12 protein-coding genes are annotated in these 18,132 nt (G+C 41.2%); 6 read left to right on the top strand and 6 right to left on the bottom strand.

All coding sequences use genetic code 11. From position 1 onward, the window contains the following. Positions 1–152: 152 nt before the first annotated feature. Positions 153–470 carry a chaperone modulator CbpM gene (locus H5181_RS08900; RefSeq protein ID WP_182750826.1) on the bottom strand — a complete coding sequence of 106 codons (318 nt, stop codon included), beginning with the start codon at positions 468–470 and terminating at the stop codon, positions 153–155. A 2-nt stretch (positions 471–472) separates the two neighbouring features. Next, a complete protein-coding gene (locus H5181_RS08895) occupies positions 473–1,444 on the bottom strand; it encodes a DnaJ C-terminal domain-containing protein (RefSeq protein ID WP_102037576.1) in 972 nt (323 codons plus the stop codon). Between the two features lie 585 nt (positions 1,445–2,029). Between H5181_RS08895 and H5181_RS08890 the strand changes: the two genes are divergently transcribed. From H5181_RS08890 to H5181_RS08870, 5 genes are all read left to right on the top strand, one after another. Further along, the gene (locus H5181_RS08890) at positions 2,030–3,328 is read left to right on the top strand and encodes an efflux RND transporter periplasmic adaptor subunit (RefSeq protein WP_182750825.1); all 1,299 of its coding nucleotides are present in this window, start codon (positions 2,030–2,032) and stop codon (positions 3,326–3,328) included. A gap of 5 nt (positions 3,329–3,333) precedes the next feature. Continuing rightward, on the top strand, positions 3,334–4,047 hold the full coding sequence (locus tag H5181_RS08885) for an ABC transporter ATP-binding protein (RefSeq protein WP_243638333.1): 714 nt from the start codon (positions 3,334–3,336) through the stop codon (positions 4,045–4,047). Next, positions 4,047–5,252 (top strand): ABC transporter permease, encoded by a 1,206-nt coding sequence (locus H5181_RS08880; protein WP_182750824.1) that lies wholly within the window; start codon positions 4,047–4,049, stop codon positions 5,250–5,252. Before H5181_RS08885 ends, H5181_RS08880 begins: the two co-directional genes overlap by 1 nt. Before the next feature lie 451 nt (positions 5,253–5,703). Beyond that, positions 5,704–7,581, top strand: a complete 1,878-nt coding sequence (locus H5181_RS08875) for a DUF294 nucleotidyltransferase-like domain-containing protein (RefSeq protein ID WP_123778279.1) — start codon at positions 5,704–5,706, stop codon at positions 7,579–7,581. A 10-nt stretch (positions 7,582–7,591) separates the two neighbouring features. Further along, positions 7,592–8,308 carry a 3'-5' exonuclease gene (locus H5181_RS08870; protein WP_102037455.1) on the top strand — a complete coding sequence of 239 codons (717 nt, stop codon included), beginning with the start codon at positions 7,592–7,594 and terminating at the stop codon, positions 8,306–8,308. A 117-nt stretch (positions 8,309–8,425) separates the two neighbouring features. Here the strand turns inward: H5181_RS08870 and H5181_RS08865 are convergent, their stop codons facing one another. The 4 genes from H5181_RS08865 to H5181_RS08850 form a co-directional block, all read right to left on the bottom strand. Continuing rightward, a complete protein-coding gene (locus H5181_RS08865) occupies positions 8,426–10,006 on the bottom strand; it encodes a BCCT family transporter (RefSeq protein WP_011637275.1) in 1,581 nt (526 codons plus the stop codon). Between the two features lie 739 nt (positions 10,007–10,745). Then, positions 10,746–12,290 (bottom strand): methyl-accepting chemotaxis protein, encoded by a 1,545-nt coding sequence (locus H5181_RS08860; protein ID WP_182750823.1) that lies wholly within the window; start codon positions 12,288–12,290, stop codon positions 10,746–10,748. A 683-nt stretch (positions 12,291–12,973) separates the two neighbouring features. Further along, positions 12,974–14,656: an AarF/ABC1/UbiB kinase family protein gene (locus H5181_RS08855; RefSeq protein ID WP_182750822.1), complete on the bottom strand. Its 1,683-nt coding sequence runs from the start codon at positions 14,654–14,656 to the stop codon at positions 12,974–12,976. 7 nt (positions 14,657–14,663) lie between these two features. Beyond that, a complete protein-coding gene (locus H5181_RS08850) occupies positions 14,664–15,341 on the bottom strand; it encodes a DUF6781 family protein (RefSeq protein ID WP_182750821.1) in 678 nt (225 codons plus the stop codon). A gap of 817 nt (positions 15,342–16,158) precedes the next feature. On the opposite strand from H5181_RS08850, the gene H5181_RS08845 reads away from it, so the two are divergent. Continuing rightward, positions 16,159–17,300, top strand: a protein-coding gene (locus tag H5181_RS08845) for an IS3 family transposase (RefSeq protein ID WP_404948499.1) whose coding sequence is annotated in 2 segments (ribosomal slippage) — positions 16,159–16,408 and positions 16,408–17,300 — 1,143 coding nt in all. Because the reading frame shifts where the segments join, the coding sequence is not laid out codon by codon here. Positions 17,301–18,132 lie beyond the last annotated feature (832 nt).

The following is an 18,132-nucleotide window of genomic DNA, read 5'->3' as shown; positions in this document are numbered from 1 at the left end:
ATAAACGGCTTAACTAGCAATTTTTAAAATAGTAGTGGTTAATAAATAGCAGCCCTAGTTAGCGGTGCTTAAATAATTAGGCCAAGCTTTATTCGGCTACTGCCAATGAGAAGTATAGCTACCTCTAACATCCATTTGTCAGCGGCTTATAATTATACTTTAAACCGACTCAACTGCTGCTTTAGCATATGGACTTCATGATCTAACTGGTCTCTTTCATCGAGTAATTGTAAGATTAATGCAATGCCACTCCAATCGAGTGCCAGATCACGTTGAATGCGCGTGGCTTTTTTCACTTGATGTAAATTCTCGACACTAAAGCGCCATTGTTCTATCACCTCACCCTCCAGTGGCATGGCAATACTGTGCTCTACAAGTTCAAGTAGTAATGCTGAGCTGATATCACTGCACTCACACAGTTCATTGCTACTCAACCAACAATCTTGTTCGCTTATATTAATTTGCAGCATCGTTATTTACTCCAACTGGCACGTGGGTCGAATATATTTTTCTCTGCTAATTCAGTCCACAATTGTTTGCTTGCTTCATCTGGCGATGTCGGGACGACTATTTTGAGTACCGCAAATAAGTCCCCATGTACTTTTTTACTGAGTAAGCCTTTTCCTTTTATACGTAAACGCTGTCCTGACTGACTATTAGCAGGGATAGTCAGTTGAATATGACCGGTTAACGTGGGCAGTTTAAGCTTGGTACCCAGCACTGCTTCCCATGGCGCTACGGGTACAACAATACTTAAATCTCGACCATCAACATCAAACATGGGATGAGGTACAAAACGAATTTGTAAGTACAGATCACCGTTATCTGCCTTGGTCGGTCCCGGACCGCCCTGTCCTTTCAAGCGAATACGTTCACCATTAACAACGCCAGCAGGAATTTTAACTTTTAACGATTTAGGTTGCTCAACGATACGACCGCTAGGATCCCGTTGTTGTAAGGTAAACTCGACTGGCTTTAGAGTATCGACCAATGTTTCTTCAAGAAACATCGGAAACTCAATTTCAATGTCTTGGCCTTTTTGAGGCTGAGTTTGGCGCTGTCTATGTTGGCTACCTTGTTCAAAACCTCCGCGGCTGGAGCCAAAAATTGAACTAAAAAAGTCTGAAAACTCTTGATCTGTTTGTGGATCGCTTTGCTGTTGTCCCCAGGTTTGCCCTGCACCATTCGCTGCGCCTTGATTGGCATAACGATTTTGGGTTCTATTAAGGTGATGATGACGTAATTCGTCATATTCAGCACGCTTTTTAGTGTTATGTAACACTTCATAGGCTTCACCTATTTCTTTGAATTTCGCCTCTGCATCTGGATGTTTACTCACGTCAGGATGATACTGCACGGCAAGTTTTTTATAAGCGACTTTAACCGCTTTATCATTCGCTTTAGGATCGATGCCTAATACAGTGTAATAGTCTTTAAAATTCATTTTATCCCCTCACAAAAAGCAAGTTTGCAACGGATCATTAGACAACTTTGAACCCATCTACATTAACGAGTTTAGGCCCACAGACAAACAACACGCTTGATCTTGATCAACTCTATTACAGTATAGCGAGTTTAGTTAATGAGCATTACATGATGAAAAAAACATCTCTATTTTAAAAAACAGCAACAACATAACCCTATGAAATGGATTTATATCCAACACATTATACGTTTAGAGTTGTTCACAAAAAGTGCCCATATTGGTTAGCGATATTTAGCTAACTCAATGACACAAAAACAGTACTATCGTCTACGTTTGGTCACGATGTCACCTTACACAACAGCACGAAAAAACAGTGTCAGCAGCATAAACTCGGGGAATTAAAAATCAGCATTAGTGAAGAGTAAACTCATCATTGTGAGGGATTTACCTTGATATATCTCAACAAGTTGACTCAGATCACATTGCTGTTGCAGCTTAGTATTACACTTAATTTAAATGACACCTCAAGTGTGGCGTGTGCTATCGACTAACTTCACGTTCTCCAGCCTTGTATCGATGCTCAAATAATGAGAGGCCCATAATATGACATCAGATAAACAACAACCGACAACATCACACGATACAGATATTCGTCAAACGTTAGGACTCGATAAGTCTAGTGCAAAGCACAAGTTTGCGGGTAAATGGTTTTGGATTGTTGGGGGAATTGTTATTGTTATCATTGTAGTATGGCAAATATTCACTAACGGCCAATCGCAAACTATTCACTATAAAACGGCCAATGCCAACCGTGGATTATTGAGTATAACGGTTACCGCTACTGGCACGCTCGAACCCGTCAATCAGGTTGAAGTGGGCTCAGAAATTTCTGGCACAATTAAAACAGTATTGGTCGATTTTAATGATTACGTTAAAAAGGACCAAGTACTTGCGCGCATGGATACAGATCAATTGCAGGCCAAGGTAAACCAAGCTAAAGCATCTCTTGACTGGGCAAAAGCGCAGGTTAAACAAGTTGAAGCGACCATTATCGAAACCAAAAACAGCTTAAGTCGTTCCCGAGAACTCGCTAAAACTGGCATGTGTTCAGTACAAGAATGTGAAGCATCACAAGCGACATATGATCGCACTGTAGCCAATCTTGCAAGTGCTAAAGCCCAAGTCGTACAGTCGCAAGCAGCGCTTGATTCAGAGTTAACCACACTAGCAAAAGCCACCATACATTCACCGATTGATGGCATTGTGTTAATTCGTGATGTTGAACCAGGGCAGACCATGGCTGCCTCATTTCAAACACCGGTGATGTTTACCTTGGCGGAAAACCTCACTCAAATGGAATTACACGTAGACGTAGATGAAGCCGATGTTGGCCAGATTAGCGTGGGACAAGAGGCATTGTTTACTGTGGATGCTTATGCCAATCGAAATTTTCCAGCCAAAATTTCAGAGGTTCATTTTGCTTCTCAAACCGTTGATGGTGTGGTGACCTATGAAACCGTACTAATTGTCGATAATTCAGCCTTATTACTGCGTCCTGGGATGACGGCCACCGCGGATATTTTAGTTAAACAAGTATCCGATGCATTGCTGGTTCCCAATGCAGCCTTGCGTTTCAGCCCTCCAGAACAGGAGCAACAAGCCGCTAGCAGTGGCGGCTTAATGAGTAATTTACTGCCACGCCCCCCAAGCAGCTCACAACCTCAAGAACACGTAGTAAACAGCAACAAAAATCAACAACACATATGGACACTACGCGACAGCCAACCCATTTCCATAGAAGTCACCACCGGATCGAGTGATGGAATTAACACTGAAATCACTGCTGGCGACATTGAAACGGGCATGGCATTAATTATCGATACCATCAGTAACAAACAGTGAAGGATATGATGCAAAGCCAGCAACCCTCCCTGATTGAGCTCAGGGACGTCACCAAAGTTTATGGCTCAGGACAAGCAGAGATGCAGGCCTTGGGCGGAATAGATTTAACCATCGAGCGCGGCGAGTTTGTGGCGGTGATGGGGCCTAGTGGATCAGGGAAATCAACCTGCATGAATGTGCTAGGTTGCTTAGATACACCAACTGCAGGCAGTTATAGGTTTGATGGTATTGATGTTGGTTCGTTAACTCGCGATCAATTAGCATTACTAAGACGTAACTATCTCGGTTTTGTGTTTCAGGGATTCAATTTACTCAACAGAACATCAGCACTGGAAAATGTTGAATTACCACTCATCTATCGAGGCATGCCAGCTGCTGAGCGTCGTGAGCATGCATTGAATGCACTCAAAGTAGTAGGCCTTAACGGCTGGGAAGATCACACCCCGGGAGAATTATCTGGTGGCCAACAACAACGAGTAGCGATTGCCCGCGCGATTGTGACTCAGCCCTCGGTGTTATTAGCCGATGAACCCACGGGTAATTTAGATTCATCGCGCAGTCGAGAAATCATGGAACTGTTAAGCTCATTTAATCGCGACCAAGGCATCACCATCGTAATGGTGACTCATGAGCCAGACATGGCAGCATTTGCCAAACGCCAAATACACTTCCTCGATGGCTTAGTCGCTCATGATGCCAACAACCAAGGGCACAGCTGATGTTATGGAATGCTTTATTATTGGCTATGCGAGAAATTCGTCGCAATGTTATGCGGTCATTTCTTACGGTTTTGGGTATTGTCATTGGCGTAGCGGCGGTGATTATTATGGTCACTATTGGTGGCGGTGCAACACAACAGGTGACACAGCAAATTTCGAGCCTGGGCAGTAACCTGTTAATGGTCTCTCCTGGTCAGCGAATGGGAATGGGCCAGCGGTCCTCAGCATCGGCATTTCGTCTCGATGATGCTGAAGCTATCAGCAGAGAAATAAGCAACATCAGCGCAGTTGCTCCCTCCGCATCGCAGAGTGTTACCGTCGTTTTCGGCAATGAGAACTGGAGTACCAGTATTAGCGGTTCAACCAATCAACTTTTTGAAGCCGGAAACAGGGAATTTAAATCGGGGCGTCAGTTTGTCGAAAGTGAATTACGCGCAGGCAAGGCTGTTTGCATAATAGGTGAAACCGTTCGCAAGGAATTGTTTGGGGAACAAAACCCAATTGGACAAAAAATCCGCCTAGAAAAGCTGTCATGTGAAGTCATAGGGCTACTTAATTCCAAGGGGCAGTCAACAATGGGAATGGATCAGGACGATTTGGTGGTGATCCCGTTACGCACTTTTCAACGACGACTAGCGGGTAATCAGGATGTCAGACTGATCCAAATATCAGTTAAAGATGGCGTATCAACCCAGAAAGTAGAACAAGCTGTGACTGAATTGCTGCGTGAACGTCGCCATATATCAGCCAATGAAGATGATGACTTTTCGGTAATGGATCTAAAAGAAATCGCCAATATGCTAAGTGGTACAACACGAGTATTAACTATGCTACTGGGTGCCGTTGCTGCAGTGAGTTTACTGGTTGGCGGCATTGGCATTATGAACATCATGTTGGTGTCGGTCACTGAACGAACACGAGAAATCGGCATTCGCCTAGCCATTGGCGCACTTGAACGAGAAGTCCTATTACAGTTTCTGGTCGAAGCCATTGTGCTGTCTTCACTCGGCGGAATTGTCGGCATTATACTGGCATTGGCAGGCTCAGTTGCGCTAGCAAATTTAATACAAGTTCCGTTTGTATTCAACATGAGTATTGTGGTGGTATCGTTTCTATTCTCTGCAGCTGTAGGCGTCATCTTTGGGTATTTCCCTGCCCGTAAAGCCGCGCAACTAGATCCAATAGAAGCCCTGCGTCATGAATAGCCTTTATCCTCAACGCAAATTCGGTTTATTGTGCTTCTATGGTGCTAATTACGTCCCAATCAGCGCGAGATAAATCAACCGGTTATACTGGAATCTAGTTAATCACTTTAGATAACAACTCTAATGAACTCGAAGAGTGAATGTCACCTTTAATGTCAATAATCCACATTGTCATTTGTTTAAGCAAATTAACTCAATATCTGACCACACAGAAATGCTTTACGGACAATAGCAGAACAGCAGTGCTACTATGGCGAATAACCTAAATAGATTATCGTTTGCCTTGGTTACATCACTATCATTACCGGTTAATAAATGAAGGTAACTAATGGCCTCTGCGACAGCGATATATTCGACCACAATGTCGAACGTCCATATTGTCGTGTTTACTCGTATAATGCTAAATAGATATTAACAATTCTTTAGTCATCACAAACTAGCAGGTCTATTCATGACAGCCGAAGTGCTCGAAATTCAGAGCTTTATTGCTCAGTACGCCCCCTTTGATCAGCTTCCAGAACAAGTCTTAATTGACGTTGCCAAAAGTGTTGAGATTTCTTATTACCGTACAGACAGCATGATTGTTAACTTTAATGACAATATTAAAGAGCTGTATATGATCCGCAGCGGAGTCGTAGAGTTATATCGCCGTAAAGGTGAACTTTATAATCGTTTAGACCAAGGTCAGTTATTTGGGCAAATGGGCTTATTAACCAATAATAAAGTACGTTTCCCCGCTAAAGCAGTAAAAGATACGCTGGTTTACTGTATTCCTGAGTCTGTATTCAATGACTTATGCGAGAATTATGATGATTTTGCTGATTTCGTTGAAGCTGAGGATACCACCCGTTTAAAACAAGCGGTAAAGGGTAAAACCGATGATGCTAATGCACTAACCACCTCAAAAGTGAAAACCTTAGTTACCAGAGAGCCTGTGGTTCTATCTTGCCATAGCTCCATACAAGTGGTGGCCAAAATAATGGCCGAGCAAAACATTTCTGCGGTATTAATAAATGACCCTGATATAGATGATCAACAAGATAGCAGTTTTGTGGGTATTATTACCGAACATGATCTCTGCGCTAAAGTCATCGCTGCCGGAGTTAATGTAGATAATCCTATTTCACAAGTCATGTCGACCAGTTTAATATCGCTGGATCATAACGCATACATTTTTGAAGCGATGTTGCTTATGCTGCGCAATAATATTGATCATCTACCTATCTTAAAAAATAAAAAACCGATTGGTCTTATTGAAGTTGCGGATATCATTCGCTACGAATCACAAAATAGTTTGTTGTTTGTAAGCAGTATCTTCCAACAAAATAGTTGCGAAGATTTAGTGCTACTTTCTGCGCAGTTAAAAAACTGCTTCGTACGCATGGTTAATGAAGATGCCAATTCACACATGGTCGGACGGGCAATGTCTGAAATTGGTCGTAACTTTAAACAACGTTTGTTAGAACTAGCAGAAGAAAAATTCGGCCCACCGCCCGTCCCATACTGCTTTTTAGCACTGGGGTCGATGGCCCGTGATGAACAGCTGATGGTGACCGACCAAGATAATGCCATTATCCTTGATAACAGCTATAACGCTGCGTTACATGGTGAGTATTTTGCGAAGCTAGCAGATTTTGTTTGCGATGGTTTAGCCGCCTGCGGTTATAGTTACTGCACTGGTGATATTATGGCAAGCAACCCTGAATACCGTAAAACTCGTGCTCAATGGGAAGATTGTTTCGGTGATTGGATAGAAAATCCTAACCCGCAAGCTTTATTAAACTGCTCTATTTTCTTCGATCTTACTGGTGTGTATGGCCGAGTAAAATGGGCGGAGCAGCTAAATGCATTTATCTTAAGTAAGGCCAAGAAAAACAACCGTTTTCTAGCCTGTTTAGCTCACAATGCCCTCAACCGAAAACCACCACTTGGATTCTTTAAAGATTTTGTGATGGAAAAAGATGGTCGTCATAACAACTCTATTAATTTAAAACGTCGTGGTACCGCTCCATTAGCGGATTTGATCCGAGTACACGCCTTAGCAATCGGCTCGCAATCGCAAAACTCATTTGAACGTTTAGAAGATATTATCGACGCAGGCATTCTGCCAACATCAAAGGGCGAAGATTTACAACATGCTATGGAGCTTATCTCTCTGGTACGTTTACGTCATCAATCAACGGATATAGAGTCTGGGATTGAGCCTGATAATAATATTGAACCTGAAAGTATGTCAGATTTTGAAAGACGAAATCTTAAAGATGCCTTTTTAGTGTTAAGCAATGCGCAAAACTTTTTAAAATATCGCTACAGTTCGAACAAACTTTAAAGGTTAACTCATGACTAATTTCAGTAACCAGGCGATTTTAAACTGGCAAGCCTTTCTAGAATTAAAAGTGCAAAACAGTAAAGATAGACGCCTGCATGATTTCTATCATGCGGGAACTTATCACAATGAAACACCATTAAGTGATATTGAGTTTGTCGCATTGGATTTTGAAACAACTGGTTTAGATTCACAGAAAAACAGCATCATTAGTATTGGCTTAGTGCCATTTACCTTGCAGCGTATTTTCTGCCGTAAAGCAAAAAAATGGTATCTCAACCCTAAAGATAAATTACAAGAAGACTCTATTATTATTCACGGTATCACCCACTCTGATTTACAAGATGCGCCTGATTTACTATTGATTTTAGAGCAGCTTTTAAATGAATTAGCCGGTAAAGTCGTGGTAGTGCATTATCGTCATATTGAGCGTGATTTTCTTGATCACACTCTACGCATGTTGATTAATGAAGGCATTGTGTTTCCGGTTATCGATACCATGCAGATTGAGGCTAATGTACAACGAGAAAAATCGCAGGGAATATTTAATTTCTTTAAAAGAAAACGCACAGAATCAATTCGCCTTGCAAATAGTCGTGAACGTTATCATTTGCCCGCTTATGCCCCTCATGATGCGTTAACTGATGCCATAGCCACCGCAGAGTTATTGCAGGCTCAAATTAAATATCATTTTAGTCCCGACACTGCGATTAAAAATTTATGGTTATAAAGTTTAGCTGAACAGAAATATTGATGAAAAAAAAGCCGATGAATTAATCATCGGCTTTTTTGTTTGAATTATTAAGTCCTGAAATGTGTTTGCACTTTAAGGACTTAATTTCAACAATTAGCTTTTATTATGCTTTTCGGTACGCATACCCATCAACAAACTGACACACATAACCAATAGAATAATGGTAAAGGGTAATCCAGTTGAAATAGCACCCGCTTGAAGTGCTTCAATCGCCTGAGTACCACCAACCCAAAGTAATACAGCTGCAATAGCACCTTCTATTACAGCCCAAAAGATGCGTTGAGGGATCGGAGCATCAATTTTACCACCAGCAGTAATACTGTCGATAACTAGTGAGCCTGAATCCGAAGAAGTAATAAAGAAAACGAGCACCAATAGCACAGCCAACATTGATAACAGATTACCTAAAGGCAACGAATCAAACATTTGGAACATAGCTAGCGGAACTTCAGTTAATCCCTTACTGCCCAATGTACCCACATTATTGATAACTTGATCAATTGCGATACCACCAAATACAGACATCCATAAAATAGTGACTACGGTTGGCACAATCAATACAGTGGAAAGAAATTCACGTACTGTACGACCGCGTGATATACGAGCAATAAACATACCCACAAATGGTGACCATGAAATCCACCACGCCCAATAAAACACAGTCCAACCGTGCATCCAAGCTTCGTCTTCACGACCGATTGGATTACTCAATGGAATAATATTCTTTATATAACCCATTACCGTTGTTGGAATTGTACCCATTGAAACAGCAAAAGTAACAAGTGCTACAAAAATGAGTAAAGCAACAGCTAGTAACATATTGATATTACTAATGACTTTAACGCCGCCTTCAAGGCCGCGTACTACCGAGATAACAGCTAACAACGTCACTACTACAATAATAGTGATTTGTAGGGTTAAGCCGGCTTCAATGCCAAACACATGATGGAATCCAGCTGCAGCTTGTTGAGCACCTAAACCTAATGAGGTTGCGAGACCAAATAATGTGGCTAATACCGCGAAAATATCAATGATATGTCCAGGCCAGCCCCATGTGCGGTCACCCAATATAGGGTAAAAAGCCGAACGAATAGAAAGCGGCAAACCTTTGTTATAAGCAAAGAAAGCCATAGACAGCGCTACCACGCCATAAATTGACCAAGGATGTAATCCCCAATGGAACATTGTGGCACCAAGTGCAAGTTCTGCAGCTTCAGGTGTATTAGCAACCACATTCAATGGTGTTTCATACCAGCCGGTGTAATATGCTAAAGGTTCTGCAACGCCCCAAAACATCAAACCAATACCCATGCCTGCAGCAAAAAGCATTGCTATCCATGAAAGTCTTGAATAATCAGCTTTTGCATCATCTCCGCCTAAGCGAATTTTACCAAAAGGAGAAACGATTAATGCTAAGCAAAAAATCACAAAAATATTAGCAGACCACATAAAGAGACTGTCAAATGTGCCGATAATTTGCCATTTTAAGCCATCTAAAAACTCTTTTGATGTTGCCGGATCGATAATTAAGATTGCAATTAAAAAAGCAGCGATTAACCCTGCGCTTATCCCAAAAACGGCGTTATGAATATCAAAGCCCCATTTTTGGATGTTATCCTGTCCAACAGTATAATCGGTATTATCTATACTGTATTTGTCCTTATTTATCTTCATAAACCCTCGGTTAGAGCCGCCTTGCCCTATTGATTTGATACTCGATTGCATCTTAGATAAGGATTTTAACAAAATCGGAAGGTGATTTCAGTCTTATTTCATTATCAGGTTAATTTTAAAATATAAAACATATAAATAATCATATATTTAAATAACACAAGCTGCATTTTCACTTAACCGAACATGCACCGTTCATCAAATATCTGCAATATCTTTGCTCTTCCTCAGAAAATAGCCTCTTGCAGTAAAACATTAATGCCGTATAGGTGTCGTGTTTGTGTGATGTTTACATAAGCAATTACCGCTCATTCATCAATCACTCTGATCCACCTAACAGCACATCGTGGACATTCTGAGTTTATACAGCTTCGCCTAGAGGAAATTTCTGAGCCAATCTTGCTACCACTTTCACTACAATTTAGGCCTAAATTTAGACATCCTCAATATGTAGCCAAGCTACCTTTAACTCTTAATGAGTTAATAATAATGTTCTTATGGGTAATGAAAAAACGGTATGGTTAGGGCTGTTTCTCAAAGGTATTAATTTGACCTTATTTGAATTTTTATTTTTAAGCGGGGAATGCTCAATGTTATTGGCGCACAGCAACTAAATATAATTTTGGCTGCTGTGCATTAGGTCTTTAGTCAATGAATTAACAACATAATTCCAATGTGTAGATTTTTATTGGTTGCATGCACATAAAATAATAATCATGCGCCGGATAGCGCTAATTATTTATTACTCTTCTGCCTTGTAACCAATTCTAAACCCACCCCAATGCTTTCCATTAACGTAAATAGGTGCAGACAGATCATGCATCACTTCACCGGTATCACGCTTATAAGTTTGCAGTAAAAAAGTTTCGGTGTTGCTGCCGCATCGCTTGCCTGTTGGGTCATCAAAAATACGCTTGGTGCGATTACCTGCAAGGTCTTGTTCCCGATTTCCGGTTAAAGGCTTAGAAAATTTGAGATTATGGGTAGGGAAATAGCCTCTTACATCCACAGCTCCTGCATAAATAATATCTGCGTTATTTTTTAAAATGACCTCTTGAATGTTAGGTAAATTTGAGTCTGTAAAACGGTCAAAACCGGTGGTGAATTTTTGCGGGTCGGTTTTAGGGATTGGTTGGTAATTTGAGTCAAATAACTGTGCTTGTGTAAGTGAACCTTTTTCCAAAGCGTATTCAAAAATGGTTCCGACATCAGCCGCTGCATTAAGCGCGACATTAGCAATAACTGCGTGTTTATCCGATAAATCGAAACTCTGCAGATGACGAAAAATCTGTTCGGCAAAGCCACTGAGTTCAAGAACACGATCTGAAGCTTCTATTAAGTCGGTATCAACTTTGAGTATAGAGGCACCTATTCCTTCAATATTTGCACCAATACCATTGGTATTATCAACGGTTAACCCTACTGTTTGATCCATTTGCAGCATTTCGCTTGCTGCACCGGCCATACTTTCTTGGCTCGCTTGTGTGAGGATATAGATCTCATTCATGCGTTGAGAGAGCTTCCCCCCCATCTCACTCACTCGTTGCATTGCTTGTACTGATTGAATGCTATTCTCGCCAATTTCTGACAACAATGATTCGATACCTTGCGTTGCTTCAGCCGTTTTATGTGCCAGATTGCGAACTTCATCGGCTACCACGGCAAATCCTCTGCCTTGCTCACCGGCTCTGGCGGCTTCAATTGCAGCATTGAGGGCCAACATATTGGTTTGATCAGATAGTTGATTAATAGTGTCGGTAATACTGCTTATAGCATTAGCTTTATTTTTAAGTTCGATTAATAACACTGCCGTTGATTCAATCTCAGTAGACAGGATGCGTTGCTGTTCATCGACTTGTTTTATTTCTTTGGCGTAGCTGGAAGCTTGGGTATTTGCTTCTTCAACCAGTAAGCGTACTTGGGCGGATTGGCCTAGAAGTTGTTGAGCACCTTGCTCTAAATTACCTGCTCTTTCTGATATTTCTTGAACATGCTTAACTTGTAAACCCATTGCATGTGCTAGTTTTTCGATAAAAAATGACACTTCAGCCCCACCAATGGCAATCCGAGTGGCAGCTTTGCTAATACCACTAGCAACATGCTCATCTTGTTGAGGTGAGTCAAGGATTTCTGGGCTAGTTTCTTTTTTGTGGGTAAGCAGTAACGTGGCCACAGATGCGAGTGCGATCAACAATGCATACAGCCAAGGAGATAGAGTGAAATAACTCAGTAGCACAGTGATAGCAAATACCACTAAACCATTAATAAAAATTGTTCTATTTAGCATGAATACTCCAATCCTTTTTTATTCAGGTTAGCATTGTCTATGTCATTGTAGGCTATCGACTTTGGTCTATGGCTAAACTGTCATCTCAACCTAAGGCTTAAACCGTATTAATGACGCAATAGAGCCACAGCAAGAACTTGATATTGCATTTATTTGTGTACAAACCACGACATTAAGCATCAAGTGATCAACTCGAGCATTTTAGTGTAGTTTACAGATGCAACGATTCGACCAAAAATGCTGCTCTAATAGCAAAAGAAGTGCTAATGAACCGTTTTTTGTTATTAATCGAACACATGAATAACTTCACGGTTGACCGCAAAGAAATCCCTGGGAGTCATTCAGACAAAACCTCTTCACATTTGAGTTAAATAAAGTATTAGTTGCTACATCAATCGATGTAAAAGTGTAGTTGATGGATTTTTAACGTTAGGCGTTAAGCTGCATTGTGTATTTGTAACTTCTCGTCACTTTTTAACACTAAACGGTCTGATTTTTCAGGTTGTATGGGAAGGAATGATTATGTTTTATACTAATAAATAGAACTATTATTAATGTCGAGCAAAACAACCAAGGTAATATGAGTTATTACTATCGAAGTATATTGTTAATGCTTCACGCACTGTAAGTGCTGCATCAACATTTATGCACCCTCATGTGTATTATTGTTATAGGCAAAATTTCTACTTCCAGCGCCCACTTGACCAAATTGAGAATAATAACCAAATTCCACCGACGATAGCACTCAGAAATCCAAGTATGCCAAATAACGGCAAACCAAATAAAGTCGGGCCACCATCAACTGTCATCACGATAGACGACCCAATAATCATAGCCGCTACCACGTTACCTATTGCCACACGGCTAGCAGCACGATCAAGTTGATTACCAAATGCTTTTAGCCTTGTTACATCAACATGCAGTTGAAATCGACCACTACGGGCTGAACGTAAAAGTTGTTGCAAGTCTTGTGGTAATCCACTTAACAGTTCGCCAGTATCGACAATGGCTTGCCAACCTCTTTTGGCCAATGCGTCTGGTGCGTATCGGTCTACCATTAGCTGGTGTAATAATGGTTTGGCTTCAGTGACCATATTAAAGTCTGGGTCTAACTGCAGAGCTACACCTTCAAGTGCAATTAATGCTTTGATCAATATAATAATATCTGGTGGTAAGCTCAGACCATATTCTCTAAGCAGTGAGATCAGTTCAGTTAGCATCATGCTTAACTGGAAATTTTTTAACGAAACACCGTGATACTTATCAACAAATTCTTCTACTTCATATGTGAGATTTTCACAATTTATCGCAGGATTTCCAGCCCAATCCAGTAATACATCCACAACACGAGGAGCATCCAACTCAACCATGCTATGTAAAAGCTGTACCACTTGATGTCGGCGCTCGAAAGACAATCGTCCCACCATACCAAAATCAATAAATGCGATTCGATTATCTGGTAGATAAAAAATATTACCTTGATGTGGGTCTGCATGATAAAAACCGTCAATTAATATCATTTTCAACGCGGCTTGACCGCCATACTTAGCTAACAGTTTTCTATCTAAACCAGCCTTTTCGACTGCTTCAACATTTCGACCAGAAATACCATCAATAAACTGTTGCACATTGACGCGTTCGCTACACCAAGACCAATACACTTTAGGAATAACGATATTAGGGTTACTTTTAAAATTTTTGGCTACCCTTTGGGCATTGCGACACTCGGCCAATAAATCCAATTCTCGGCGTAGAGAATGGGTAAATTGACGTACCACCTCACGAGGCTTAAAACGGCGTAATGTCGGAGACTCTGACTCCATGATCTCTGCAATACGGGCAAGTAAACGTAAATCGGCTTCCATAACGGGCCTAATGCCTGGCCGGCGAACCTTAATAATCACTTCAGTACCATCATGTAGACGAGCTCGATGCACTTGGGCAATGGACGCAGCAGCAAAAGGTTTTGGATTAAATTCAGCAAAAGCTTGTTGCGGACTACATCCTAAGTCTTCGTGTAATTGTTTACAGATTAATTCGGATGATACCGCAGGCGCATGATTTTGTAATTTTTCAAATTCAGTCGTCCACTCTGGTGAAAATAGGTCTGAACGGGTAGCAAGAATTTGTCCTAATTTTATAAAGGTTGGCCCCATTTCAGCTAATGCATGACAAAACCTGACTGGTGACTCCAAACTGGTTATTTCCGCAGCATGCTTCCAATGCAATGCCTTACCTGCGACATTCAACATGTTAGCGAGGCCAAGCCTGCGCATTACATCGCCGAAGCCATAACGGATTAAGACCGAAGCAAGCTCATTCAGTCGACCAATATCTCGCGCTGTGCCTAACGTCTCCCAAAGCATGGTGCACCTATTTACTTTTATTTGGGGCTGGATTAGATGTTGATTTCTGATTCAATTTTTGTCCAAGCGCATCAAGAAAACCAGCTGCAGCATAAGCTAGGTTACTTGTTACTTTCGCAGCTGAATCGACTCCGGCGCTTACAGTGTCGCTTAACCTTTCACTGAATTGTTGGTTTAACAATGTTGCGATCTCAGTTGTTTTTTGACCAACTGCAGTGCCGCTTACCCGCCCATGACGAACCAAATCATTTAAGGTATCGGATACCGTCTCATTAGCCTTTTTTGCTACCTCTTTCAAAGTATCTAAAAACATAGCTTCAAGCTCACTAAGGTCATTAATGGCGCGATCTAAATCCTGCTTACTAAAGGTGTTAACATGCGAACTAGCTTCTTCAACGGCTAATTTGCATGCTTCGGCGGCAGAACATAAGGCATCGTCAAGTCCCGCAACAGCCTTCACTAACTTGTCTTGGCTATTGCGACCATGAGCACCTAAACCCGCGCCTTTAACCACGCGGCCTGCAATCTGAGTGATCTCATTGAGATCCAGTTTGCCTTCACTCAATGCTTTAAGAGTAATGCAACGAACGGTTTCCCGAATATCCTTATCTGCCTCAACCGCCTCTTTAATGGATCCTTCGAGATTGTCACAATGATGACTTGTATCACTTTTAACTGTACTCATATTGATCCACCTATAAAACGTCAGGTTGCTAGAATAATCCATTACTATCAGAGTGTTAATAATGCTATTTAACATTTTTTGCTAACCAGCTTTGGCTAAGAAAAGCTGAACGATTCTGATACATAACAGCAAATAAAAATAACACTTACCTAATAAATCTAAGTCAAATGTACTAATGAAACCTTGATGCATCTCAAAAATGTAGCGAATAGCGGACAATATTCACACAACGCTGGAAACTCACTTTTTCTACTGTTCAAATTTGAGTGAATGTTAAACTACATGTGTATATCGAAAGTGCTTCAATTGTATATAAGTCTGGAGTCAGCTTACAACTTGGTAGGCTTAGACTTTATATTCTCCGCTTTATTAAATCAGTAGCTAAAATGTATGCGCTTCAAAACCTAAACTTTGACATACTTTTGGCGGGATGGAAGGATAGCTTGCTTGTGATATAGAGAAACCTAGGGCTTAACGCCCTAGCTTTTGCTCAAACACAAAGGTCTGTAATGGTCTGATAAAGCTTGGTCATTAAATCTTGAGGAGGGATAGCTTGCTTGTATTAAAGAGAGGCCGAAGACTCAACTCCCTACATTTTGCTCAAACACAAAGGTCTGTAATGGTCTGATAAAGCTTGGTCATTAAATCTTGAGGAGGGATCGCTTGCTTGTAATAAAGAGAGGCCGAAGACTCAACTCCCTACTTTTTGCTCAAACACAAAGGTCTGTAATGGTCTGATAAAGCTTTATTGTGGCTTAATGAAACTGTACACCGATATGAGGTAAACTTACCTTAAGATAAAACGGTGTAAAAAGTAATGAAGACTCAACCAACTTACTCAACAGAATTTAAAATAGATACTGCTAACCTTGTGATTAAACAAGGCTACACAATCCGAGAAGCTTGTGATGCAACCGGCGTAGGCCCGACAGCGATTAGACGTTGGGTAACCCAGCTAAGACAAGAATTTGAAGGTATTACTCCATCAGCTAATGCCATCACTCCCGAACAAAAACGAATTCAAGAGCTTGAAGCTCAAATTAAGAAAATTGAATGGGAGAAAGATATCTTAAAAAAGGCTACCGCTCTCTTAATACAAGACAACATCAAACGATAGCATTAATTGAATCGTTATCGAGAGAGCAGAACATCGTCAAACAGCTTTGTCATTTGTTTGGAATACCGCGTAGTAGCTACCATTATCATCTCAAACATCGTGGACTAGTGAAGCCTGAACGAGAGAAATTGCGCCAGCAAGCAATTGCAATCCACCGTGATAGCCGAGGCTCAGCAGGCGCGAGAACGATAGCAGGCCAGCTCAATCAATTAGGTGAAAATGTTGGCCGTTATAAGGCAGCCAGTTTAATGAGAGATACAGGACTTATCAGTAGCCAACCCAGAAAACATCGCTACAAGATAGTGAATGATGAGCCTACAATCGCGCCTAACTTGTTAAAGCGACAGTTTAACGTTGACGTCATAAACCAGGTTTGGTGTGGTGATGTGACGTATGTTTGGTCAGGAACCGAATGGCTCTATTTAGCCGTGGTAATGGATTTATATGCGAGAAAAGTGGTGGGTTGGGCTTGCTCTGACAGCCCGAATACCGATTTAACTTGTGCAGCATTAAGAATGGCATTTGAAAGTCGTGGACGGCCCCAAAACCTGATGTTTCATTCTGACCAAGGTTGCCATTACAGTAGTCTTCAATATCGACAAATGCTGTGGAAGTATCAAATAACGCAGAGTATGAGTCGACGAGGAAACTGCTGGGATAACGCGGTAATGGAACGTTTTTTTAGAAGTTTTAAAACAGAATGGATGCCGAAGTATGGTTACAACAATTTTGATGAAGCGAAGCAGGATGCGTTGAATTACATACTAAAGCACTACAATACAAAACGTGGTCATAGTTATAACAATTATATGACGCCAGCGGCTGCCGAAATGGCAGCATAAAAACGCCCCCTGTTTGTGTACAGTTTTACTTGACCACATCACTTGGTCATTAAATCTTGAGGAGGGATAGCTTGCTTGTATTAAAGAGAGGCCGAAGACTCAACGCCATACCTTTTGCTCAAACACAAAGGTCTGTAATGGTCTGATAAAGCTTGGTCATTAAATCTTGAGGAGGGATAGCTTGCTTGTAATAAAGAGGAACCCGTGGGTTCAAAGTCCTATCTTTCGCCCAAATAAAAAGGCCTTATCTTTCGATAAGGCCTTTTTATTTGAATGTGGCGGAGGGATAGGGATTTGAACCCAGGCTCTCGAATTAAATAGTTAAAGTAGTCGTTTAAATTCATTGGGTTGCAGAAACTCTCACCTTCAAACCCTGCAATTGCTAACTAAGATTGACTTTATTCCTGAAGTTGAAAAAAGTCAATAATTATGAACTGATTTCATTTGGGGCGCAGCTTGGCTGTTAAGCCCGCTTCTTTATAAAGATCAGGGCAGCACACCAACCCAAAGGAAGCGAAGCGCCACATCACCAACCGCCAAAAGAAAACCAGATCCCAATCGCTTTCGTTTGCTTGGCTTTGGTTGCTCGCAAGGAAGCCATGCCTTAAGCACCACTCGAGAGCAGCAGTGATAGTAAGGTGTATCTTCCAGGCTAACGATTGTCTGTCTTGGTCTGGCCATCTTAGATTACCTGTCTGAGTTAAAGGTAACTAAGCCTAGTTGAGTGCTTGCTATTTAACCAGTTGGGTTGGGTGGCCATGTTTTGATATTAGCCATGTTTTGATATTATATTTAGCCATAAATCTTGGGTGGCCATGTAAATTTTCAGCAA

Origin of the sequence: Shewanella sp. SG44-2 (genome assembly GCF_014164215.1) — a bacterium.
Lineage (GTDB): Bacteria > Pseudomonadota > Gammaproteobacteria > Enterobacterales > Shewanellaceae > Shewanella > Shewanella frigidimarina.
Note: the sequence above shows the minus strand (reverse complement) of the source record. Positions and strands in the feature narration are given on the sequence as shown.